This is a genomic window from Streptomyces sp. NPDC058650 (genome assembly GCF_042717315.1).
GTDB lineage: Bacteria > Actinomycetota > Actinomycetes > Streptomycetales > Streptomycetaceae > Streptomyces.
Genome location: NZ_JBHXRL010000024.1, coordinates 15,471 through 39,093, shown reverse-complemented (window position 1 = coordinate 39,093; position 23,623 = coordinate 15,471). Strand labels below are relative to the sequence as shown.

The 23,623-nt window shown below is 72.8% G+C and carries 14 protein-coding genes; 9 read left to right on the top strand and 5 right to left on the bottom strand.

Annotated elements, in window-relative coordinates; all coding sequences use genetic code 11:
• The 4 genes from ACFWWU_RS31540 (at position 1) to ACFWWU_RS31525 (ending at position 7,879) form a co-directional block, all read left to right on the top strand.
• Positions 1-4,086: an FHA domain-containing protein gene (locus ACFWWU_RS31540; RefSeq protein WP_384150621.1), complete on the top strand. Its 4,086-nt coding sequence runs from the start codon at positions 1-3 to the stop codon at positions 4,084-4,086.
• 124 nt (positions 4,087-4,210) lie between these two features.
• Positions 4,211-5,572, top strand: coding sequence for an ABC transporter substrate-binding protein (locus ACFWWU_RS31535; protein WP_384150618.1), 1,362 nt, complete (start codon positions 4,211-4,213; stop codon positions 5,570-5,572).
• Positions 5,573-5,579: 7 nt separating this feature from the next.
• Entirely contained in the window at positions 5,580-6,941 is a 1,362-nt protein-coding gene (locus ACFWWU_RS31530; RefSeq protein ID WP_384150615.1) for a carbohydrate ABC transporter permease, read from the top strand.
• Positions 6,938-7,879, top strand: coding sequence for a carbohydrate ABC transporter permease (locus tag ACFWWU_RS31525; protein WP_384150612.1), 942 nt, complete (start codon positions 6,938-6,940; stop codon positions 7,877-7,879). The genes ACFWWU_RS31530 and ACFWWU_RS31525 overlap by 4 nt, the downstream gene beginning before the upstream one ends.
• 94 nt (positions 7,880-7,973) lie before the next feature.
• Here ACFWWU_RS31525 and ACFWWU_RS31520 read toward each other — a convergent pair whose 3' ends face one another.
• Positions 7,974-8,573: a TetR/AcrR family transcriptional regulator gene (locus ACFWWU_RS31520; protein ID WP_384150610.1), complete on the bottom strand. Its 600-nt coding sequence runs from the start codon at positions 8,571-8,573 to the stop codon at positions 7,974-7,976.
• Between the two features lie 139 nt (positions 8,574-8,712).
• Between ACFWWU_RS31520 and ACFWWU_RS31515 the strand changes: the two genes are divergently transcribed.
• The 3 genes from ACFWWU_RS31515 to ACFWWU_RS31505 are packed head-to-tail and all read left to right on the top strand — an operon-like array spanning position 8,713 to position 11,898.
• The gene (locus tag ACFWWU_RS31515) at positions 8,713-9,633 is read left to right on the top strand and encodes an ABC transporter permease (protein ID WP_384150607.1); all 921 of its coding nucleotides are present in this window, start codon (positions 8,713-8,715) and stop codon (positions 9,631-9,633) included.
• Positions 9,626-10,459, top strand: coding sequence for an ABC transporter ATP-binding protein (locus ACFWWU_RS31510; RefSeq protein WP_384150604.1), 834 nt, complete (start codon positions 9,626-9,628; stop codon positions 10,457-10,459). Before ACFWWU_RS31515 ends, ACFWWU_RS31510 begins: the two co-directional genes overlap by 8 nt.
• 26 nt (positions 10,460-10,485) lie before the next feature.
• The gene (locus ACFWWU_RS31505) at positions 10,486-11,898 is read left to right on the top strand and encodes a glycosyltransferase 87 family protein (protein ID WP_384150601.1); all 1,413 of its coding nucleotides are present in this window, start codon (positions 10,486-10,488) and stop codon (positions 11,896-11,898) included.
• 48 nt (positions 11,899-11,946) lie between these two features.
• On the opposite strand, the gene ACFWWU_RS31500 is transcribed toward ACFWWU_RS31505, so the two are convergent.
• Positions 11,947-16,914, bottom strand: coding sequence for an NAD-glutamate dehydrogenase (locus ACFWWU_RS31500; protein WP_384150599.1), 4,968 nt, complete (start codon positions 16,912-16,914; stop codon positions 11,947-11,949).
• A 431-nt stretch (positions 16,915-17,345) separates the two neighbouring features.
• Between ACFWWU_RS31500 and ACFWWU_RS31495 the strand changes: the two genes are divergently transcribed.
• On the top strand, positions 17,346-17,900 hold the full coding sequence (locus ACFWWU_RS31495; protein ID WP_384150596.1) for a DJ-1/PfpI family protein: 555 nt from the start codon (positions 17,346-17,348) through the stop codon (positions 17,898-17,900).
• A 579-nt stretch (positions 17,901-18,479) separates the two neighbouring features.
• On the opposite strand, the gene ACFWWU_RS31490 is transcribed toward ACFWWU_RS31495, so the two are convergent.
• Positions 18,480-19,136, bottom strand: a complete 657-nt coding sequence (locus tag ACFWWU_RS31490) for an HAD family hydrolase (RefSeq protein ID WP_384150593.1) — start codon at positions 19,134-19,136, stop codon at positions 18,480-18,482.
• A 58-nt stretch (positions 19,137-19,194) separates the two neighbouring features.
• The gene (locus ACFWWU_RS31485) at positions 19,195-19,701 is read right to left on the bottom strand and encodes a DUF6912 family protein (RefSeq protein WP_384150590.1); all 507 of its coding nucleotides are present in this window, start codon (positions 19,699-19,701) and stop codon (positions 19,195-19,197) included.
• Positions 19,702-19,974: 273 nt separating this feature from the next.
• On the opposite strand from ACFWWU_RS31485, the gene ACFWWU_RS31480 reads away from it, so the two are divergent.
• Positions 19,975-20,466: an Rv3235 family protein gene (locus tag ACFWWU_RS31480; protein ID WP_384150587.1), complete on the top strand. Its 492-nt coding sequence runs from the start codon at positions 19,975-19,977 to the stop codon at positions 20,464-20,466.
• Positions 20,467-20,582: 116 nt separating this feature from the next.
• Here ACFWWU_RS31480 and secA read toward each other — a convergent pair whose 3' ends face one another.
• Positions 20,583-23,396 (bottom strand): preprotein translocase subunit SecA, encoded by a 2,814-nt coding sequence (secA, locus tag ACFWWU_RS31475; protein WP_384150585.1) that lies wholly within the window; start codon positions 23,394-23,396, stop codon positions 20,583-20,585.
• Between the last annotated feature and the right edge of the window lie 227 nt (positions 23,397-23,623).

Here is a 23,623-nt window from a genome sequence, read left to right as displayed (position 1 = left end):
ATGCAGATCCGGCTGACCGTCCTCGCGCCGCATTCCGGCCATGGCAGCCACGGCGGCCACGGCGCCGGGCGCGCCTGTGACGTGCTCGTCACGGCCCCCGCCGGGACGGCGCTCGCCGCCGTCGCCTCCGGTCTGGCCGCCGCCGTCACCGGCCCCGACACCTCCGCCTCGGGCACGACCGTGCTCTACGCGGGCGGGGACCGGCTCGACAGCAGGCGCTGTGTGCTCGGCGAGCCTCCGCTCGTCGACGGCGCCGTCCTCTCGCTCCAGGTCCCCGGCCCCGACGACCGGGTCGGCGAGGCCGCCTCCGTCCGGCTGCACGTGGTGGCGGGACCGGACGCGGGCGGGGTGCACCTGCTGCACGGCGGAGCGATCAGAATCGGCCGCTCCGTCGACGCCGACGTACCGCTCGACGACCCGGACGTCTCGCGCGCGCACTGCACGGTGACCGTCGGCGCCGACGGCCGCGTCACCGTCTCCGACCTGGGCTCGACGAACGGCACGACGCTCGACGGCATGCCCGTCGGCGACCGCCCGGTCCGGCTCCTCCCCGGCTCCCTGCTGCGCCTCGGCGAGTCCGCCCTCCGACTGACCGGCCCCGGCGACGGACCCGGCGGTACGGAGACGGTCGCGACGACCCCCGACGGCGAGGGCCACCTGCGGGTCGCGGGCGGGACGGCCAAGCCTGACGGGACGCCGGCGCCCGCCGGTCCCGACGCGCCCTCGGGACGCGCGGCCGACGACAGCACGCACGGCGGCGCGCGCGGCGTCCCGTACGACACCTCTCACCACGCCCCCCAGGACACCCGGCACGACGACGTGTACGTGGATCCGTACGCGCAGCCGCACACGGATCCGTACGCCGCCGAGGCCTACGGCGACCGCCCCGGCTCCGCCGGACACGCGCGCGCGGAGGAGCCCCAGGGCCCCCACGACCACACCGGCGGCGAGGCCCACAGCAGGACCCGGCAGTCCCGCCGCCAGGGCACGGAACCGGCCCCGGCACCCGGCCGGCCGGGCGGGAAGCGCGGCCTCGGCGCGTGGGCCCGGCGCCTCGCGGGCGGCCGCGAGGACCTCCCGGCCCAGGACGCCGGCTCCACGTCCGCCCCGGACACCCACGCGGGCACGCCCGCCGGCGCCCTGAGCGGCGCCCGTCCGGGCCCCGGCGGGCGGGGCACGGCCACCGGGTCCGGCCCCGGCCCCAAGGCCGACACCTGGCCCGACCCGGCCACCGTCCTGCTCACCGCCCTCGGCCCGGGCCCCCGCCTCTGGGAGCGGGCCCAGGACCACGCCGAGTCCCTTGTGGTCCGACTCGGCACGACCGACCGCGCCGAGCTCTCCGGGGTGCCGGTCACTGTCGGACTGCGCGAGGCCGGTTCGCTCGGTCTCGCCGGCCCCGCCGACCGGCTCGCCGGGCTCGCCCGCTCGGTCGTGGCCCAGCTCGCCGCCCTGCACTCCCCCGCCGATCTGGAGATCGTGCTGATCAGCGCCGACCGGAACCGCTCCCTTGAGGAGCGGCGCCGCGCCTGGGGCTGGCTCGGCTGGCTCCCGCACGTCCGCCCGGCCCACGGCCAGGACTGCCGCCTGCTCCTGGCGTACGACCGCGAGCAGGCCCAGGCCCGGACGACCGAGCTGACCCGGCGGCTCGACGACGGTGCCCTCGGCCCCGGCTGGCCCAGCGCCGACCGCGCGTCCGTCGCCGAGGCGGCCGCGCGCCACGCCGGGACGGCGACGGTCGTGATCGTCGACGGCGACCCCGGTTCCGCCGCGCTGCGCGAGACGGTCGCACGGCTCGCGGGCGCCGGAGCGGCGGCGGGCATCCACCTCCTGTGCCTCGCCGAGGCGCCTTCGGCCACCCCGGAATCGCCGGTGGCCGCCACCTACGAGGCCGCCTGCGCCGCGTCCCTCGCCTTCCGCGAGTGCGGGGCCGCCGCGCTCCTGAGCGGCGACGTGGCGACGGCGCTGCGGCTGGTCCGCACCTCCGGCGGCCGGGTCGCGGGCCACGGCACGGTCGGCGTGGTCGACGCGGTCTCCGTCGCCTGGGCCGACCGGTTCGGCCGGGCCCTCGCCCCGCTGCGTCCGGAGACGGCGGCGGCGCCGCACGGCCGGGCCGCCGCGCTGCCCCCGTCGGCGCGCCTGCTCGACGAGCTCGGCCTCGCCCGGGCGACCCCCGCCTCCCTGCTGGCCCGCTGGGCCTCCGCCGGCGACGGGACGGCCGTGCTGGGCGCGGGCCCGCGCGGTCCGCTGTCGGTGGACCTCACCCAGGAGGGCCCGCACCTGCTGATCGAAGGACCCGCCGGCAGCGGCCGCACGGAGCTGCTCCGCTCGATCGCCGCGTCCCTCGCGGCCGGCGGCCGCCCTGACCGGCTGGGCCTGCTCCTCGTGGACGGGGCGGGCGGCGACCGCGGCGAAGGCCTCGCGGTCTGTACGGAGCTGCCGCACGTCACCGAGCACCTCGTCGCCTCCGACCCCGTACGGATGCGGGAGTTCGCGCAGGCGCTCGGCGCCGAGCTGAAGCGCAGGGCGGAGCTCCTGGGCGACGGCCACTTCGCCGACCGGCGCGGGTCCCGTGCCGCGCCCACCGCAGCCGACCGGCTGATCGGCCAGCGTTCCCCGAGCGCGGCGGAATCCGTGCCGCAGGGCGCCCGCGCGTCCGTCCGCGTGTCCGACCCGGGCGACCTGACGGACCGCCCGAGCGGCCGCACCCTGCGCACGGGCGACGGCACGATCGGTTCCCTCCCGAGCGCGCGCGGCGCCCGCACGCCCGACGGCGACCTCGGCGGCCGCCCGAGCGGCAGGATCACGTACTCGGGCGCGGACGACCTGAACGGCCGCTCCAGCGGCCGCACCCTCCGCACGGGCGACGGCAGCCTCCACGACGGCTCCAGCGGCCGCGTCCCGTACCCCGGCGCGGACGACCTGGGCGGCCGGTCCAGCGGGCGCGTGCCCCGCACAGGCGCCGGCGACATCGGCGACCGCCCGAGCGGCCGCGCGCAACACCCCGGCGCCGACGACCGCGGCGGGCGCAACGACGGACGCGTGCCCTACCCCGGCGCGGACGACCTCGGCGGCCGCTCCAGCAGCCGTGCCCCGTACCCCGGCGCGGACGACCTGAACGGCCGCTCCAGCAGCCGCACCCTCCGCACGGGCGACGGCAGCCTCCACGACGGCTCCAGCGGCCGCGTCCCGTACCCCGGCGCCGACGACCTCGGCGGGCGCGCCGGCGGGCGCGTGCCCTACCCCGGGGCCGACGACCTCGGCGGCCGTTCCAGCGGGCGCGTCGCGCGTGACGGTGGGGCGCGGTCCGCGGCCGGGGACGTCTTCCTCACCGACACGCCCAGCGGGCGGCTCCCCCGCCGCGAGGGCGGGTCCCTGGACGACCGCCCGAGCAGCCGCACCCTCCGCACGGGCGACGGCGACCTCACCGACCTCCCGAGTGGCCGCGTGCCGCACCCCGCGAGCGGGCAGCCCGGGGCGAGCGACCAGGCCGGCGGGCGGATTCCGCGGCCCGCCGTCGGGGAGTCCGGGTCCGCCCGGCCGGCGGGTGCCGGGCCGCTGCCGCGGCTCGTCGTCCTCGTCGACGACTTCGACGCCCTGGTCGCCCCCGCGCTCGGAGCCTCCGGCCGGCCGGCCGCCGGGTCCGTCGTACGGGCCCTGGAGGCCGTCGCCCGGCACGGCGAGCGGCTCGGGGTGCACCTCGTCGCGACCTCGGCCCGCCCGGACCGTACCGCCGACACGGAGCTGGCCCACGGGGCCCGGCTGCGGATCGTGCTCGACCCGCCCCCGGTGGCCGCGGGCCCGGACGTCCCGGCGGCCGGGCGCGGCAGGCTCGGCCATCCGGACGGCCGCGTGACCCCCTTCCAGGCGGGCCGCGTCACCGGCCGCATCCCGCGAACGGCGACGCTCCGCCCGGTGGTCGTCCCGCTGGAGTGGGAGCGGATGGGCGACCCGCCCACCCGCCGCCCGGTCCGTGAGCTGGGCAACGGCCCGACGGATCTGGCCCTCCTCGCGAGCGCCCTGGACCGGGCGGCCCGTTCGGTCGAGGCGACGCCGATACCGCCGCTCGCACCCGCCACCCGCGCCTGACGGCACGTCACGACGGCATTACGATCGCCCACTTGACACGGAAGGCGGTATTGCGGGAGCTCCGGCATCCGGCGTAGACCTGTCGGCACGGGACAGCGAAGCGCACGGGAGAGACGGGGCAGCGATGCGGACAACTCTTCGTCCACGCAAGGCCGCAGTGACCACCACGGCGCTCACGGCGCTCACCGCACTGGTCCTCGCGGCCTGCGGCGGGGGCGACGGTGAGGCCCGCCCGGACCCGGGGGACGCCACGCCCGGCACCTCGCTCAAGGGCGAGAAGATCGAGGTCGCCGCCGTCTGGACGGGCCCCGAGCAGGAGAACTTCACCAAGGTCCTCAAGGAGTTCGAGAAGCGCACCGGCGCGACCGTCACGTTCGTGCCCGCCCAGGACCCGATCGTGAACTTCCTCGGGACGAAGATCGCCGGCGGCTCGCCGCCCGACGTGGCGATGCTCCCGCAGGTCGGCGCGATCCAGCAGGCCGCCGCCCAGAAGTGGCTGAAGCCGGTCGGCCCCGAGGCCGAGGCCCAGCTCGCCGCGAACTACTCGCCCGGCTGGCAGAAGCTCGGCGCGGTCGACGGCACCCAGTACGGGGTCTACTTCAAGGCCGCCAACAAGTCCCTGGTCTGGTACAACACCGCGGTCTTCGAGAACGCGGGCGCGACCGAGCCGAAGACCTGGAAGGAGTTCCTCACCACCGCCGAGACCATCTCGGCGTCCGGCGTCACCCCGGTCTCGGTCGGCGGCGCGGACGGCTGGACCCTCACCGACTGGTTCGAGAACGTCTACCTCTCCCAGGCGGGCCCGGCCAAGTACGACCAGCTGGCGAAGCACGAGATCAAGTGGACCGACCCGTCCGTCGCCGCGGCCCTCACCACGCTCGCCGAGCTGTTCGGGAAGCCGGCGCTGCTCGCGGGCGGGACGAGCGGCGCGCTGCAGACCGAGTACCCGGTCTCGGTCACCCAGACCTTCACGGGCGGCGACCAGCCCAAGGGGGCGATGGTCTTCGAGGGCGACTTCGCGGCCGTCAACATCGCCCAGACGAAGGCGAAGATCGGCACGGACGCGAAGGCCTTCCCGTTCCCGACGGTCGGCGACGGCATCGCTCCCGTCGTGACGGCCGGCGACGCGGCCGTGGCGCTGAAGGACACCAAGGGCGCGCAGGCGCTGCTCGCCTTCCTGGCCTCCCCTGACGCGGCGAGGATCTGGGCGGCCGAGGGCGGCTTCCTCTCCCCCAACAAGAACCTGGACCCGGCCGCGTATCCGAACGACGTCCAGCGCGAGATCGCCAAGGCCCTCATCGGCGCCGGTGACGACTTCCGCTTCGACATGTCGGACCAGATGCCGCAGTCGTTCGGCGGGACCCCGGGCAAGGGCGAGTGGAAGGCGCTCCAGGACTTCCTGAAGAACCCGAAGGACGTCGCCGGGGCCCAGGCGCGCCTGGAGGCGGACGCGGCGAAGGCGTACCGGGCCGCCGCGAAGAGCTGAGGCCCGCATGCCGAAGGCCGCCCGCATCCCCACCACGAGCAAGACCAAAAGCAACGCCAAGACCAACAGCAGAAGCAGGGCGGTCGCGGCGGGGTTCCTGCTCCCCGCGCTGCTCCTGCTCGGGGCGCTGGTCGTCTACCCGATCGGGTACTCCGTCCAGCGCTCGTTCTTCGACCGCTCCGGCTCCTCCTTCGTGGGCCTGGACAACTACTTCGCGCTCGTCACCGACGACTCGCTGCGCACCGCCGTACAGAACAATCTGATCTGGCTGGTTCTCGCCCCCGCGGTCGCCACCGCCCTCGGTCTGCTGTTCGCCGTCCTGACCGAACGCGTCCGCTGGGGCACGGCGTTCAAGCTGGTCGTCTTCATGCCGATGGCCATCTCGATGCTCGCGGCCGGGATCATCTTCCGGCTCGTCTACGAGCAGGACCCGGACCGGGGGGTCGCCAACGCCGTCTGGGTCGGGGTCCACGACACCTTCGCCGAGTCCTCGGGCTTCCCCCGGGCCCGGCCGCTCCCCGTGCACCCGCTCACGGCGGCCGGCGGCGGCGCGTACGTCACCAAGGAGGCGGTACGCGCCGGGGAGCCCGTCCGGCTCCCGCTCGTCGGGGTGGCTCCGGGCCGGATGCCGGAGGAGGCCCGCCCGGCCCGCGAACCGAGCACGCCGCCGACGGCGCCGCCGACCGCCGGGGGCACGATCGGCGGAACGGCCTGGCTGGACTTCACCCGGGGCGGCGGCGGGAAGCCGAACGTCGTCGACCCGGCCGAACTGGGCCTCGCCGGCCTGCGGATCGAGGCCGTACGCGACGGAAAGGTGGTCGCCACGGCCACGGCCGCGGCCGACGGCACCTTCACCCTGCCCGCCGACCGCGCCGACGGAGCCGTACTCCGCCTCCCCGCGAGCAATTTCCGGGAGCAGTACAACGGCGTGGAGTGGCTCGGCCCCTCGCTCGTCACGCCGGCCGTGATCGGGGCGTACGTGTGGATGTGGGCCGGGTTCGCGATGGTGCTGATCGGCGCCGGGCTCGCGGCCGTACCGCGCGAACTCCTCGAAGCGGCGCGGGTGGACGGGGCGAACGAGTGGCAGGTGTTCCGCCGGATCACGGTCCCGCTCCTGGCCCCGGTCCTCGCTGTCGTCCTCGTGACGCTGATGATCAACGTGCTCAAGGTCTTCGACCTGGTCTTCGTCATCGCGCCGGGCTCGGCGCAGGACGACGCGAACGTGCTCGCGCTCCAGCTGTACCGCTCGTCCTTCGGCACGGACGCGGACCTCGGGGTCGGCTCGGCCATCGCCGTCGTGCTGCTCCTCCTGGTGCTGCCGGTGATGGCGGTCAACATCCGCCGCATCCGAAGGGAGACCCGCCGATGACCGCGCCCGCCCCGACGCCCGCTCCCGCCCCGACGCCCCCACGCGCCTCGACCACCTCAGCTGCCCCAGCGACCTCACCCGCCCCGAAGACCTCACCCGCCTCCCGGATCGCGGCCCGCGCGGCCGGCGGCGCGGTCCGCGTCTTCCTCGTCCTGGCCGGCCTGTTCTGGCTGCTGCCGACGGCCGGGCTGCTCTTCTCCTCCTTCCGCTCGCCCGCCGACATCGCGGCGAGCGGCTGGTGGGAGGTGCTCACGGCCCCGGCACAGCTGACCACCGAGAACTACACCCAGCTGCTCTCGAACGGGACGATCACCGGATCGCTCCTCTCCACCGTCCTGATCACCGTCCCGGCGACGCTCCTCGTCCTCGTCCTGGGCTCGTTCGCCGGATACGCCTTCGCGTGGCTGGAGTTCCCGGGCCGGGACTGGTGGTTCCTGGGAGTGGTGGCCCTGCTCGTGGTCCCGGTGCAGGTCGCGCTGGTCCCGGTGTCGAAGCTCTTCGGCGCGGTCGGGCTCTTCGAGACGACGCTCGGGGTCGTCCTCTTCCACACCGCGTTCGGCCTGCCGTTCGCGATCTTCCTGCTGCGGAACTTCTTCGCGGAGATCCCGCGCGAGCTCCTGGAGGCGGCGCGGCTCGACGGGGCGGGCGAGGTGCGGCTCTTCACGCGGGTGGTGCTGCCGCTCGGCGGTCCGGCGATCGCCTCGCTGGGGATCTTCCAGTTCCTGTGGGTGTGGAACGACATGCTGATCGCGCTGATCTTCGCGGACTCGCAGTCGCCGCCGATCACGGTGGCGCTCCAGCAGCAGGTCCGGCAGTTCGGCAACAACGTGGACGTGCTGGCGCCGGGGGCGTTCCTGTCGATGGTGGTGCCGCTGGCGGTGTTCTTCGCGTTCCAGCGGCAGTTCGCGTCCGGGGTGATGGCGGGCGCGGTGAAGTAGCGCTCCCCGCGCTCCCCGCGCTCCCCGCGCTCCCCGTGCTCCCCGGCGGTCGTCGGCGGTCGTCGGCGGTCGTCGGCGGTCGTCGGTCGCGGCCTCAGGCCTTGAGCGCCGCCACCGCCGCGCGCGCGAGCCCGTCCACGTACCCCTCGGGCAGCGGCGTGCGGACGACGACGAGGCGCCAGTAGAGCGGACCGACGACGAGGTCGAGGGCCTCGGCCGGGTCGGTGCCCTCGGGGAGCTCGCCGCGCGCGACGGCCTCGCGGACGATCCGGGCCATGACGCCCTGCTGGCCGTCGAGCAGCGCCTCCCGGATGGCGTCGGCGATCTCCGGCTGCCGCGCGGCCTCGACCAGCAGATCGGGAATGACCTGCGAGGCGACCGGGTGGCGCAGGGCGTACGAGGCCATCTCCAGGAGCGCGCGCACATCCCCGTCCAGGGACCCGGTGGCGGGCACCGGCACGCCCTGGGCGGCGAAGGCGCCGACGAGGTCGAGGACGAGGGAGAGCTTGGACTTCCACCGCCGGTAGACGGCGGTCTTGCCGACGCCCGCGCGGCGCGCGATGCCCTCGATGGACATCCGCGCGAAGCCGACGGACGCGAGCTCCTCGAAGACGGCGTCTCGGATGGCCTCGGTCACGTCCTCGCGGAGTACGGCGGCTCCGGCGGGGGCGCGGCGGGGGGTCGGTTCGGTCATGAACGGCATCCTAACCAACGGCGACGTCACGACGATACGGTTGCGTTCCGACGTACCAACGTCCTAACCTCCCCGTAGCGACGATACGGACCCGTTCCATCGCCGACGACACCCGCACCCTTCGCCGAAAGCGGCCCGCGTGACCACGACCCTCGCCCCACCCGTACGAGAAGACCGGCGGCGACCCCCGCCCGAGGACCTCCGCGCGCTCGCCCTGCGCCACGGCCTGACCGTCAGCGGGGCGCGCCCCTCCCTCCCCGCCTACGTCCGGCAGCTCTGGTCCCGCCGCGACTTCATCGCCGCCTTCGCGACCGCCCGTCTCACCGCCCAGTACAGCCAGGCCCGGCTCGGCCAGGTGTGGCAGGTGATGACGCCGCTGCTCAACGCGGCCGTGTACTACGCGATCTTCGGCGTCCTCATGAACGCCCAGCACGGCGTCCCCGACTACGTCCCGTTCCTGCTCACCGGCATCTTCGTGTGGACCTTCACCTCCGACACGGTCCTGGCCGGCACCCGTGCGATCAGCGGCAACCTGGGCCTGGTCCGCGCTCTGCACTTCCCGCGCGCGAGCCTCCCGATCTCCCTCGCGCTCCAGCAGCTCCAGCAGCTGCTCCTCTCGCTCACCGCGCTCGGCGTGATCCTCGTCTGCTGCGGCGAGTTCCCCACCTGGAGCTGGCTGCTCGCCGTTCCCGCGCTCCTCTGCCAGGCCCTGTTCAACACCGGCGCGGCCCTCGTCCTCGCACGGCTGGCGGCCCGCACCCCGGACGTCAGCCAGCTGATGCCGTTCGTCCTGCGCACCTGGCTGTACGCCTCGGGCGTCATGTGGTCGATCCGGAACCTGGCGAGCGCCGGCCGCTTCCCGGACGCCGTGGTGCTGGCCCTCCAGTGCAACCCCGCGGCGGTCTACATCGACCTCATGCGCTTCGCGCTGATCGAGAGCTACACGGCGGACCGGCTGCCGCCGCACGTCTGGGCGCTGGCCGTCGGCTGGGCCCTGCTGGCCTTCACGGGCGGCTTCATCTGGTTCTGGAAGGCGGAGGAGACGTACGGCCGTGGCTGAGAGCGCTGAGTGCACGGAGTTCACGAAGATCACGGAAGACCCCCGAACCCCCACCGTCGTCGTCGACGGCGTCCACATCACCTACACGGTCCACGGCGGGCACCCCGGCGGTCGCGGCAGCGCCACCGCCGCCCTCGGCCGCATGCTGCGCCGCGGCCGTACGGCTCCGGCCGGCCGGCGGGTCCACGCCGTGAAGGGCGTGAGCTTCGCCGCGTACCGGGGCGAGGCGATCGGCCTGATCGGTTCGAACGGGTCGGGCAAGTCGACGCTCCTGAAAGCCATCGCGGGCCTCCAGCCCGTCGAGCACGGCCAGGTCTACACCCACGGGCAGCCCGCCCTCCTCGGCGTCAACGCGGCCCTGATGAGCGATCTGACCGGCGAACGGAACGTGGTCCTGGGCGGCCTCGCGATGGGCATGAGCCGCGCGGAGGTCCGGGAGCGCTACGACGGGATCGTCGAGTTCTCCGGCATCAACGAGAAGGACGACGCCATCTCCCGCCCCATGCGGACGTACTCCTCCGGGATGGGGGCCCGGCTGCGCTTCTCCATCGCCGCGGCCAGGAGCCACGACGTCCTGCTCATCGACGAGGCCCTGTCGACCGGCGACGCGCGTTTCCGCCGGCGCAGCAGTCGGCGGATCGACGAGCTGCGGGCGGAGGCGGGGACGGTCTTCCTGGTCAGCCACTCGAACTCCACCATCACGGAGACCTGTGAGCGGGCGCTGTGGCTGGAAGCGGGGACGCTGCGGATGGACGGCCCGGCGAAGGAGGTGGTGGCGGCGTACGAGGAGTTCACGGGTACGAGGGCGACAACACCCAAGAAATAGGGCATACCGGACTAGAGTGCCGAGGGATGACGAACGATCACCCGCAGCCGCCGCACCGCCGGGCCCGGAACGCCCCACCGTCACCCACCGAGCCCCGATCCTCCGCCGCGCCCGCATCCCCCGCCGCTCCACTCGCGCCGGCACCCGCACCAGCGCCCGCGCCCCCACCCGCCACCGCGCCCCCTCCGCCCTCCCTGACCGGATCCCCTTTCACGTCGGACACCTTCACCTCCGCCACCTTCGTCACGGTCGGCCGCGGCCCCACCCTCGCCCTCGCCGCCGTCTGGCTCCTCACCCGCGTCGGCATGCTCCTGCTGCTCCTCCGCGACGACCTCGGCATCGGCGGGGTCGGCCGCGAGGTGGCCCTCTACGAGCACTGGTACGGGCAGTTCGCGACCGGCACCTTCCCGCCCGGCGACGTCACCTGGCAGTACCCGCCCGGCGCGGGCCTCGTGATCATGGCCCCGGGCATCCTGCCCTCGCTCACGTACTTCCAGGCCTTCGTCGCCCTCGCCTTCCTCGCGGACGCGGTCATCACCCTCGCCCTCGCCCGCGCCGACAGCGAACGCGTCACCCACGGCGCCTGGTACTGGGTCTGCGGCCTCCCGCTCCTCCTGCACCTCCCCCTCGCGCGGTACGACGTCCACACCACCGCCCTCGCCGTCGTCGCCCTGCTCGCCGTCAACGCCCGCTCGACGGGCGCCCACCAGCTCGGCGGGGCGCTCGCCGGAATCGGCGCCATGGTCAAGGTGTGGCCGGCGCTCACCCTGATCGGCACCCCCCGGGGCCGTACCACCCGCGAGGCCTGGACCGCCGCCGTCACCGCCGCGGTCGCCCTCGTCGCCACCCTCGCGCTGTTCTTCTCCGGGTCGTTCGGCTTCCTCCGCCAGCAGGGCAACCGCGGCATCCAGATCGAGTCCCTGGGCGGCACGGCCCTCGCGCTGGCCCGGGCCGCCGGCGTCTGGCCGGGCCGGGTCGAGTTCCGCTACGGCTCCTTCGAGTACGTCGGCCCGTACGTCTCCAGCCTCGGCCACGTCGCCCTGCTGCTCACCGTCATCGCCCTCGGCTGGCTGCTGCTCTGGCGCGTCCGGGCCCGGCGCTGGACCCCCGCGACCCCGCTCGACGCGGCCTTCGCCGCCGTCCTGCTGTTCACCGTCACCAGCCGGGTCATCAGCCCCCAGTACATGATCTGGCTGCTCGGGCTCGCCGCCGTCTGCCTGACCTCCCGCAGGACCGTGATGCGCCCGGCGGCCCTGCTGCTGCTCCCGGCGGCCGCGCTGAGCTCGCTCGCGTACCCCGTCCTGTACCTGGACGTCCTCGCCGGCACCCCCGCCGGCCTCACCGTCATGGCGCTCCGCAACGCCCTGCTCCTCGCGGCGGCGCTGCTCGCCGCCCGCCGCCTGTGGACCTCGACGGTCACCACCCCGGCGGCGGAATGACGGAAGGGCCCCGCCGGAACACCGGCGGGGCCCTTCCTCATGTCATGCCTAGCTGTGCGAACGCAGCAGCGTGCGCATCGTCCGCATGGCCACCGACAGGTTCGCCAGGTCGAAGGTGTCCGAGCCCTGGATCTCCTCCAGGGTCGTCCGCGCGCGGCCCAGGATCGCCGCGTTCCTCTCCTCCCAGGCCTTGAACCGCTCCTCCGGGCTCGACGTGCCGTTGCCCGCCGTCAGGACGTCCTGCGTGAGCGCGGCGTGCGCCGCGAACAGGTCCTCACGGATCGAGGCGCGGGCCATCGACTGCCAGCGGTCGCTGCGCGGCAGCTCGATGATCCGGTCCATGAGGTCGGTGATCCGCAGCCGGTCGGCCAGGTCGTAGTAGACCTCGGCCACCGCGAGCGGCTCCTTGCCCGTCCGGTCCGCGATCGCGACGACGTCGAGGATCGGGAAGGCGGACGAGAAGCCGGCGACCCGCAGCGCGAGCTCCTCCGGCACACCGACCTCGGTCAGCTCGGCCACGATCGACCGGTACCACTCCAGGTCGGCACCGCGCAGCAGCTCCGGCAGCCGGCCCCAGACCTCCTCCACCCGGTCGGCGAAGAACTCGATGGTCTCGCCGATCTGGAGCGGCTGCGGCCGGTTGTTCAGCAGCCAGCGCGTGCCGCGCTCGACGAGCCGGCGGGAGTGCAGCCGCATCCGGGTCTGGACGTCGGCGGGCACCTGGTTGTCGAGGGCCTCGACGGCGTCCCAGACCTGGCCGAGACGGAAGACCATCCGGGCCGCGGTCTGCGCGCGGACGATCTCCTCGATCGACGCGCCCGTCTCCTCGCGGAGGCGGTGCAGGAAGGTCGAGCCACCGGCGTTGACGGTGTCGTTGACCAGGACCGTGGTGATGATCTCCCGGCGCAGGGGGTGGTTGTCGACGGCCTCGGTGAACTTCTCGCGCAGCAGCGTCGGGAAGTACGCGTGGAGCAGCCCGCGCAGGTACGGGTCGTCCGGCAGCTCCGTACCGATCAGCTCGTCGGCCACCGTGATCTTGGTGTACGCGAGGAGGACGGCGAGCTCCGGCTGGCTCAGGCCCCGGCCGTTGTTGAGCAGCTCGCGGATCTGCCGGTCGTTGGGCAGGAACTCCAGGTCCCGGGAGAGGCTGCCGTCGCGGCCCAGGCGGCGCATGAAGCGCTGGTGGGCGTGGAGCAGCGAGGGCGACTGGGTGACGGCGTTGGCGAGGGCCGTGTTCTGCGCGTAGTTGTTGCGCAGGACGAGCGTGCCGACCTCGTCCGTCATCTCCGCGAGGATCTTGTTGCGCTGCTTGACGGTCATGTCGCCCTCGGCGACGAGCCCGTTCAGCAGGATCTTGATGTTGACCTCGTGGTCGGAGGTGTCGACGCCGGCGCTGTTGTCGATGGCGTCGGTGTTGACCTTGCCGCCCTGGCCCTCGGGGCCGCCGGTGCGGGCGAACTCGATGCGGCCCAGCTGGGTCGCGCCGAGGTTGCCGCCCTCGCCGATGACCTGGGCGCGCACGTCCTGGCCGTCGACGCGGATGGCGTCGTTGGCCTTGTCGCCGACGTCCGCGTTGGACTCGACCGCGGACTTGACGTACGTACCGATGCCGCCGTTCCACAGCAGGTCGACGGGCGCGTGGAGCACGGCCTTCATCAGCTCGGCCGGGGTCATCTTGGTGACGCCGTCCTCGATGCCGAGGGCGGCCCTGACCTGCGCGTTGACCGGGATGGACTTGGCGCTTCGGGGGTGGACGCCACCGCCCGCGGAGAGCAGCGAGGTGTCGTAGTCGGCCCAGGACGAGCGGGGCAGGTCGAAGAGGCGGCGGCGCTCGGCGTACGAGACGGCCGCGTCCGGGTTCGGGTCGAGGAAGATGTGCCGGTGGTCGAACGCGGCGACGAGCCTGATGTGCTCGCTCAGCAGCATGCCGTTGCCGAAGACGTCGCCGGACATGTCGCCGACGCCGACGACCGTGAAGTCCTCGGTCTGGGTGTCGTGGCCCAGCTCGCGGAAGTGGCGCTTGACGGACTCCCAGGCGCCGCGGGCGGTGATGCCCATGCCCTTGTGGTCGTAGCCGGCGGAGCCGCCGGAGGCGAAGGCGTCGCCGAGCCAGAAGCCGTACGACTCGGCGACCCCGTTGGCGATGTCGGAGAAGGTCGCGGTGCCCTTGTCGGCGGCGACGACGAGGTAGGTGTCGTCCTCGTCGTGGCGGACCACGTCGACCGGCGGCACGACCTCGCCCGCGACCAGGTTGTCGGTGATGTCGAGCAGCGCCGAGATGAAGGTCTTGTAGCTCGCGATGCCCTCGGCGAGCCAGGCGTCGCGGTCCACGGACGGGTCCGGGAGCTGCTTGGCGACGAAACCGCCCTTGGCGCCGACGGGCACGATGACGGTGTTCTTCACCATCTGCGCCTTGACCAGGCCGAGGATCTCCGTACGGAAGTCCTCACGGCGGTCGGACCAGCGCAGGCCGCCTCGGGCGACCTTGCCGAAGCGCAGGTGGACGCCCTCGACGCGCGGCGAGTACACCCAGATCTCGAAGGCGGGGCGCGGCGCCGGCAGGTCGGGGATGGCCTGCGGGTCGAACTTCATCGACACGTAGGAGTGCGGCTTCCCGCCCACCGCGTTCTGGAAGAAATTGGTCCGCAGGGTGGCCTTGATGACGGTGAGGAAGGACCGCAGGATCCGGTCCTCGTCCAGGCTCGCGACCTGGTCGAGGGCGGCGTCCAGCTCCTCGAGGAGCGCGTCGATCAGCTCGGTGCCGGCGCGCTGGCGCTCCGGCGCCATCCGGGCCTCGAAGAGGGAGACGAGCAGCCGGGTGGTGTGGACGTTGTTGCGGAGGGTGTCCTCCATGTAGTCCTGGCTGAACGTGGAACCGGCCTGGCGCAGGTACTTGGCGTAGGCGCGCAGCACCATCGCCTCGCGCCAGGTGAGCCCGGCGGAGAGGACGAGGGAGTTGAAGTTGTCGTTCTCGGCCTCGCCGGTCCAGGTGGCGGCGAAGGCCTCCTGGAAGCGCTCGCGGGCGTCGTCGCCGAGGTAGTCGCCGCCGTTGCCGGTCGGGGCCGGCATCCGCAGACCGAAGTCGTAGACCCAGGCGTGGGTGCGGTCGGAGCAGCGCAGCTCGTACGGGCGCTCGTCGGTGACCTCGACGCCGAGCCGGTTGAGGACCGGCAGGACGGCGGAGAGGGAGATCGGGTCGCCGGTCTTGTAGATCTTGAAGCGGCGCTCGCCGGGGCCCGCGACGACGGGCTCGTAGAGGGAGAGCGCGAAGTCCTTGTCCGTACGGGCGAGGGCTTCCAGGTGGACCAGGTCGGCGACGGCCGCGCGCGGCGAGTGGTCGGCCTTGTAGCCCTCGGGGAAGGCGTTGCCGTAGCGGCGCAGCAGCTCGGCGGCGTGCTCCTCGCCCAGCTCGGCGTTGAGCGCCTCGCCGAAGCCGTCGGCCCAGGAGCGGGCGGCCTCGACGAGCCGGGACTCGATGCGGTCGACGTCGGCGTCGGTCAGCTTGGCGAGCTCGGTGCCGGGCTTGACGCGGACGACGAAGTGGAGCCGGGAGAGGATCGACTCGGTGTTCCAGGCGGTGAAGTCGACGCTGGTGCCGTCGAGCTCCTCCTTGAGGATGTCGATGATCCGCAGCCGGACGCGGGTGGTGTAGCGGTCGCGCGGCAGGTAGACGAGGGCCGAGTAGTAGCGGCCGTACTCGTCCTGGCGCAGGTAGAGCCGCAGCCGGCGCCGTTCCTGGAGGTACAGGACGCTGGTGACGATGGACCGGAGCTGGTCGACCGGGGTCTGGAAGAGCTCGTCGCGCGGGTAGGTCTCCAGGATCTGGAGCAGGTCGCGGCCGTCGTGGCTGTTCGGCGAGAAGCCGGCGCCCGCCAGGACCTCCTGGACCTTGCGCTTGACGACGGGGACGCGGCGGACGGACTCGGTGTACGCGGCGGACGAGAACAGTCCGAGGAACCGTCGCTCACCGACGACGTTGCCGTCCGCGTCGAACTTCTTCACCCCGATGTAGTCGAGGTACGAGGGGCGGTGCACGGTCGCGCGGCTGTTGGCCTTCGTCAGGATCAGCAGCTTGTGCTCGCGCGCCTTGGCGCGGGCGTCGGCGGGCAGCCGGCTGAAGGAGGGCGAGACGGGGTGCGCGTGGTGGCCCTCGTCGCCGCCGGCGTGCTGCGGGTCGGAGCGCAGGATGCCGAGGCCGGTGCCGGGCACGGCGGACAGGGCGTCGCCGTTGACGAGCTCGTACTCGCGGTAGCCGAGGAAGGTGAAGTGGTCGTCGGCGAGCCAGCGCAGCAGCTCGCGGGCCTCGTCCACCTCGGTGGGCCGCAGGTCGGAGGCGGTGGGCTCGGCCGGGAGGCCCTCGGCGATGCGCACCGCGGCATCGCGCATCTTGTCCCAGTCCTCGACCGTCTCGCGGACGTCGGACAGGACGCGCAGCAGGTCGGCGGTGATCTGCTTGAGGTCGGCGCGGTCGGTCTCGCGGTCGATCTCGACGTGGATCCACGACTCGGTGATCGCGTCGTGCGGCAGCTCGCCCTGGATCTGGGCCGCGAGGACCTCGATGAGCTTGCCGGCGACGTCACGGCGGACGAGGACCTGCGGGTGGATCACGACGTGGATGCCGCGGCCCTGGCGGGAGAGCTCGTTGGTGACGGAGTCCACGAGGAACGGCATGTCGTCGGTGACGACCTCGACGACGGAGTGGCTGCTGGTCCAGCCGTTCTCCTCCACCGTCGGGGTGTGGACGCGCACGTTCGCGGTGCCCTGCGGGCGGTTCTCCGCGAGCCGGTAGTGAGAGAGCGCGGCGCCGAACACGTCGACCGGGTCGCGGTCGCCGAGGTCCTCCGGCGCGGTGTGCAGGTAGTAGCGCTGGAGGTATTCGAGCACGGGGTCCCGGTCCGGGCGCTCCCCGGCACCCTCCGGCCCCGTCGGAAGTCGCCCCCCGACCGGGCTGTGCTCAGCTACCCGAGCGGCCCTCTCGAGCAGCTCGGCCTTGGCTTCGTCCAGCTTGGTCTGCATGTCCTCTGACTCCTGTCGCGCGCCGTTGCGTGACGTCGGTGGAAGAAAGGGCACAACGCCACGACGCGGTGATTCCGGTCGAAGACGACGTTATGCCCGGATGAGAGATGCCCGGATCGTTATCGGCCACGGAACGTGGCGCGTCCGGACGGGAGGGATCGGCGAACGTACGGTCGACCCGGCCGCTGTCGCGGTCCGGGCGGCAGCCGGGGGCTTCGCTGCCCCCACGGCGTATCGCGCTGATCACGGCAAAAGCCTATCGCCCCCGCCCCCCGAACCGTCATGAGCCGTATGCGTACAAAAGAGCGGGCCAAGTTTGACGTTATGGACAGCGACACGTGTCCTCTTGGCAAAGCGGCCCGTCGGAGGCGGCGTGTGCGCGAACATGGGCACAGCACGACAGACCGACCATCTGTGACCTGGGAGAGCCAATGGCGAAGATCCTGATCGTGACCGGGGACGCGGCGGAGTCGCTGGAGGTGATGTACCCCTACCAGCGGCTGCTGGAAGAGGGCTACGAGGTCGACATCGCCGCCCCCGCCCGCAAGCAGCTCCGCTTCGTCGTCCACGACTTCGAGCCGGGCTTCGACACGTACACCGAGAAGCCCGGCTACACCTGGCCGGCGGACCTGGCCTTCTCGGAGGTCGACCCGGGCGCGTACGTGGCGGTGGTGATCCCGGGCGGCCGGGCACCGGAGTACCTGCGCAACGACCCGGAGCTCCGCAAGATCCTGAAGGCCTTCTTCGACGCGGACAAGCCGGTGGCCCAGATCTGCCACGGCCCGCTCCTGACGGCGGCGGTCGGCGGCCTGGAGGGCCGCAGGGTCACGGCGTACCCGGCCCTGGAACTCGACATGCAGGCGGCCGGAGCCACCTTCCAGGACTCGGCGGCCGTGGTCGACGGCCTCCTGGTCTCCTCCCGCGCCTGGCCGGACCACCCGACCTGGATGCGCGAATTCCTGAAGGTCCTCCGCACCAAGGCCTGACCCCCGAAGCGGCCGGCGCCGGGTGACCGCGGGCCCGCACTCGCCGGGGGCTGCGGACCTGCACTCGCCAGGTGGCTGCGGGCCAGCACTCGCCGGGTGACTGTAGGCATGCACTCGCCAAGTGGTTACGGGCCCGCACTCGCCAGGTGGCTGCGGACCGGCACTCGACAGGTGACTGCGGGCATGCACTCGCCAGGTGACCGTGGGCATGCACTCGCCAGGTGGTTACGGGCCCGCACTCGCCAGGTGGCTGCGGACCTGCACTCGCCGGGTGACTGTGGGCATGCACTCGCCGGGTGGCTGGGCGGGCATGCGTTCCGCCGGGCCCGGGGGTCCCCCTCTGGGGGAGGGTGGGCACAACCACCCACCGGGCCGTACCCGGCCCCCGCGCCCTACCGGCCGTCGACCGGCAGCCGCCGACGGCGCCGAGCCCACCACGGGAAGACCCGAGGCCGACGTCAAAGCAGTACGGGTGGTGCGGGTGGGAACCCCAGTCCGGCCGAAGGCCGGGCGCACCACACCGGCCCGCACGGGCCCCACCGGCCCGCACCACACCGGCCCGCACCCCACCCACCTCGGCTACACCAACTCCTCCGCCACGGACACCGCCTCCGCCAGCGAGTCGACCACCGGCACCCCCACCCGCTCCAGCGAAGCCCGGCTGTGCGACCCCCCGGTGTACAGCACCGCCTTCGCACCGACGTGCGCCGCCGCCACCGCGTCGTCCGCCGCGTCGCCGATGACGACGACCCGGTCCGCCGCGACGCGGAGCGCCTCCAGGTGGCGCACCATGTGCCCGGACTTCCCGTCCGTCGAGTGGCCGACCCGCCCGTCCATCCGGACGAAGCGCTCGGCGATCCCGTGGCGCCGCACGAGCGGTATGAGCTCCGCGTGCGGCGCGAGCGACAGCAGCGACTGCGTGAAACCGGAGGCCTGCCGCGCCGCGAGCAGCTCCGCCGCTCCGAGCGTGAGCGCGCACGCCTCCGCCCGCGCCCAGTAGTGCCGGTGGAAGGCGCCGTCCATGACGGTCCACTCCTCATCCGTCGGCAGCCGCCCCATGAGCCGTTCGTAGAACTTCGGCACCGGCACCGTGTACAGCTCGCGGTACCGCTCCAGCGTGATCGCTTCGAGCCCGATCTCGGCGAAGGCCGCGTTCGACGCCCCGATCACCGCGCCGATGTCGTCGAGCAGTGTCCCGTTCCAGTCCCAGACCAGATGCTTACCGTGCTTCCCCATGGAAAGACGGTACCGGCCCCCTCCGACAGCGGACCCCACCCGGTCCCGCTGCCCCGGCCTACCCCAGCAGCCCGGGGATCTCCTGCACCCCGAACCACAGCAGCTCGTGGTCCTCGGCCCCGTCCACCACGAAGCGCGCGTCGTCGTCACCCTGGTCCGCCGCCCCGAGCGCGGCAGCCGCCGCGGTGACGTCCGCCTCGGCGTCGTCCGCGTCGGCGTGCACCGCCGCGGCCTTGGCCAGCGGTACGGCACCGGCGATCCGCACCTCGCCCACCGACCCGGCGTCGAGCCCGCGGTCGGGATCCGCGGTGGCGTCCTTGTCGGCCACGTCGACGGCGACGACGACCCGGCGCCGGGGCGCCTGGGGGTCACCGGCGAGGAGCCGCAGGGAGGCGGAGGCGGCCCGGTTGAGCGCCGCGTACTCCAGCTCCTCGATGTCGTCGGAGACGTACCACTCGCGCAGCGCCGGGGTGACGGCGTAGGCGGTCAGCGGGCCGGGGCCCAGCTCGCCCGCCTTGTGCGCCTGTGCGAGTCCGGGGAGGGTCAGGGGGACGTACACGCGCATGGCTGACCGCTTTCGTAGACGGAGAGCCCTCAGGATACGTGCGGAGTCCCCCTTCGGGGTGGCGGGCCGAACGCACCGCCCGTCCACCCCGTCCACGCCCCGCCAAGGCCCTGAAGAGCGGTTTTTCCCCCGCGTCACCCTGATAGGTGATTCACCCACAGGGGCGCCCCGCGACCGGGGGCTCCTTGCGGGGGCTCGGAGCCCACCCGTACAAGATCCCCAACGGAAGTTACCGACTGGTACCAATCGGTTACGCAACGACAGGGGCTCACCATGAACAGCTACCCGGCCACCAGCTACACGGCCAACAGCTACGCGGCCACCACCCGCCCCCGCACCCCACGCCCTCGCACCGCCCCCGGCGGCCCCGCCGGCACCCGCCCCCGCGGCGGCGCGGGCACCCACCCCCGCACCCCGCCCCGCGCACTCCCCCCGCACACCGTCTTCGCGGAGCGCCTGCTCGCGGTGCTCAGCGGGGAGCGGCCGGTCCACTGGATGCTCGGCCACACCGTCGGCGAGGCGTACGAGCAGCTCGTCCGGCTCGCCCCGGCGACGCCCCTGCGGTCGCTCGGCCCCCGCCCCGTCCTGCGCCGCTGCTCCGTACAGCTGGACCCCCACCGCACGAGCATGGAGGCCTTCGCGAGCATCGCCACCGGCCGTCGCGTCCGGGCCATGGCGTTCCGCCTGGAGCTCGGCGCCGATCAGCGCTGGCGCTGCGCCGCCGTCGAGCTCGACGGTCTCGGCGTGACGCCCCACCACGCCTGACTCGCGACGCCCTCTCCAGGCACGACGAAGGGGCCGGCCACCCATCGGGCGACCGACCCCTCACATCGAACCCGCCGCGTCAGCGACCCTTCGTCAGGGCCCTCGGCGGCAGCGCCTCACTTCTTGCGACGACGCCCGCCGCTCGCGTTCTTCTGCGCCTTGCGACGCTCCGCCCGCGTCATCCCGTCGCCGGAGTCGTCGCCGGACTCGAAGTCGCCCTCGACGACCCCGCCGTCACCGTCGACGGTCGGCGCGGAGAAGTGCAGCCGGTCCGGCCGCTGCGGCGCGTCGAGCCCCTTGGCGCGGATCTCCGGACGCCCGTTCCCGGCGGCGGACGGCACCGCGTCGGTCTTGTCGAGCGAGGGAGCGCTCGCCTGCACCGGGACCTCCTCGACCTGCTGCTCGACCTGGACCTCCAGGTTGAACAGGTAGCCGACGGACTCCTCCTTGATGCCCTCCATCATGGCGGTGAACATGTCGAAGCCCTCGCGCTGGTACTCGACCAGCGGGTCCTTCTGCGCCATGGCGCGCAGGCCGATGCCCTCCTGGAGGTAGTCCATCTCGTAGAGGTGCTCGCGCCACTTGCGGTCCAGGACCGACAGGACCACGCGCCGCTCCAGCTCACGCATGATCTCCGAGCCGAGCTGCTTCTCACGGGCGTCGTACTGCTCGTGGATGTCGCCCTTGATGGACTCGGCGATGAACTCGGCGGTGATGCCCGCCCGGTCCCCGGCCGCGTCCTCCAGCTCCTCCACGGTGACCTTCACCGGGTAGAGCTGCTTGAAGGCGTTCCACAGACGGTCGAGGTCCCACTCCTCCGCGAAGCCCTCGGCGGTCTCCTGGCGGATGTAGTCGTCGATCGTGTCGTCCATGAAGTGCTGGATCTGCTCGTGCAGGTCCTCGCCCTCCAGGACGCGGCGGCGCTCACCGTAGATGACCTGGCGCTGCCGGTTGAGGACGTCGTCGTACTTCAGGACGTTCTTACGCGTCTCGAAGTTCTGCGTCTCGACCTGCGACTGGGCCGAGGCGATCGCCCGGGTGACCATCTTGTTCTCGATCGGCACGTCGTCCGGCACGTTGGCCATGGCCATCACGCGCTCGACCATCTGCGCCTTGAACAGGCGCATCAGGTCGTCGCCGAGCGAGAGGTAGAAGCGGGACTCGCCGGGGTCGCCCTGACGGCCGGAACGGCCGCGGAGCTGGTTGTCGATACGGCGGGACTCGTGCCGCTCGGTGCCGAGCACGTACAGCCCGCCGAGGTCCTTGACCTCCTCGAACTCCGCCTTCACGGCCTTCGCGGCGCGCTCCAGGGCGCCGGGGAGGGCCGCGGCCCACTCCTCGACGTGGTCGACCGGGTCCAGACCGGCCTGGCGCAGCTCGGCCTCGGCGAGGTCGTCCGGGTTGCCGCCGAGCTTGATGTCCGTACCGCGACCGGCCATGTTCGTGGCGACGGTGACGGCGCCGCGGCGGCCGGCCTGGGCGACGATGCTGGCCTCGCGGTCGTGGTGCTTGGCGTTGAGGACCTCGTGCTGCACACCGCGCTTGGAGAGCTGCTGCGAGAGGTACTCGGACTTCTCGACGGAGGTCGTGCCGACGAGGATCGGCTGACCCTTCTCGTGCTTCTCCGCGATGTCGTCGACGACGGCGGCGAACTTGGCGACCTCGGTCCGGTAGATCAGGTCGGACTGGTCCTTGCGGATCATCGGCCTGTTCGTGGGGATCGGGACGACGCCCAGCTTGTAGATCTGGTGGAACTCGGCGGCCTCGGTCATGGCCGTACCGGTCATGCCGGAGAGCTTGTCGTACAGGAGGAAGAAGTTCTGCAGGGTGATCGTGGCGAGGGTCTGGTTCTCGTCCTTGATCGCCACCCCCTCCTTGGCCTCGATCGCCTGGTGCATGCCCTCGTTGTAGCGGCGGCCGGCGAGGATACGGCCGGTGTGCTCGTCGACGATCATGACTTCGCCGTCCATGACGACGTAGTCCTTGTCCTTCTTGAACAGTTCCTTCGCCTTGATGGCGTTGTTCAAGTAGCCCACGAGCGGCGTGTTCACCGACTCGTAGAGGTTGTCGATGCCCAGCCAGTCCTCGACCTTGGCGACACCGGCCTCGTGGATGGCGACGGTGCGCTTCTTCTCGTCGACCTCGTAGTCGCCGGTCTCCTCGATGCCCTTGAGCTGGTTGCCGGGCTCACCCCTGGTGAGGCGGGTGACCAGCTTGGCGAAGTCGCCGTACCACTTGGTGGCCTGGTCGGCCGGGCCGGAGATGATCAGCGGCGTACGGGCCTCGTCGACGAGGATCGAGTCGACCTCGTCGACACAGGCGAAGTTGTGGCCGCGCTGGACGAGCTCCTCCTGGGACCACGCCATGTTGTCGCGGAGGTAGTCGAAGCCGAACTCGTTGTTCGTGCCGTACGTGATGTCGCAGGCGTACTGCTCACGGCGCTGGGCCGGGGTCATGTTGGCCAGGATGCAGCCGACCTTCAGACCCAGGAACTTGTGGACGCGGCCCATCATCTCGGAGTCGCGCTCGGCCAGGTAGTCGTTGACCGTGATCAGGTGCACGCCCTTGCCGGAGAGCGCGTTGAGGTACGCCGGGAGGGTACCGACGAGGGTCTTGCCCTCACCGGTCTTCATCTCGGCGACGTAGCCGAGGTGCAGCGCGGCGCCGCCCATCAGCTGGACGTCGTAGTGGCGCTGTCCGAGGACGCGCTTCGCGGCCTCGCGCACCGTCGCGAAGGCTTCCGGCATCAGGTCGTCGAGGCTCTCGCCGTCGGCGAACCGCTGCTTGTACTCATCGGTGAGCGCCCGCAGGTCGGCGTCGGAGAGGTTGACGAAGTCCTCTTCGATGGAGTTGACCTGGTCCGCGATGCGGTGCAGTTTGCGCAGGATCTTGCCTTCGCCTGCACGCATGAGCTTGTTGAAGACGGACACTGAGGCTGGTCTCCTTGCCGGTCGGGCCTGGCACTGGGTCTTGTGATCGACGCGAGCGCGGGCACGGCAGGTGGTCCCCACCGCAACGGCCATCGTAAGCGAGACCGCCCTCGCGAAGGGAGGCCCGCAGTGCCCGAGCCGCAAGGCCACCCTCAAAGAGAACGCACGAGGTGGGCGGAAGGTGCCGCCCCACCCGAAAAGTGTTCGCTTCCGGTCGGGCGGCTCAC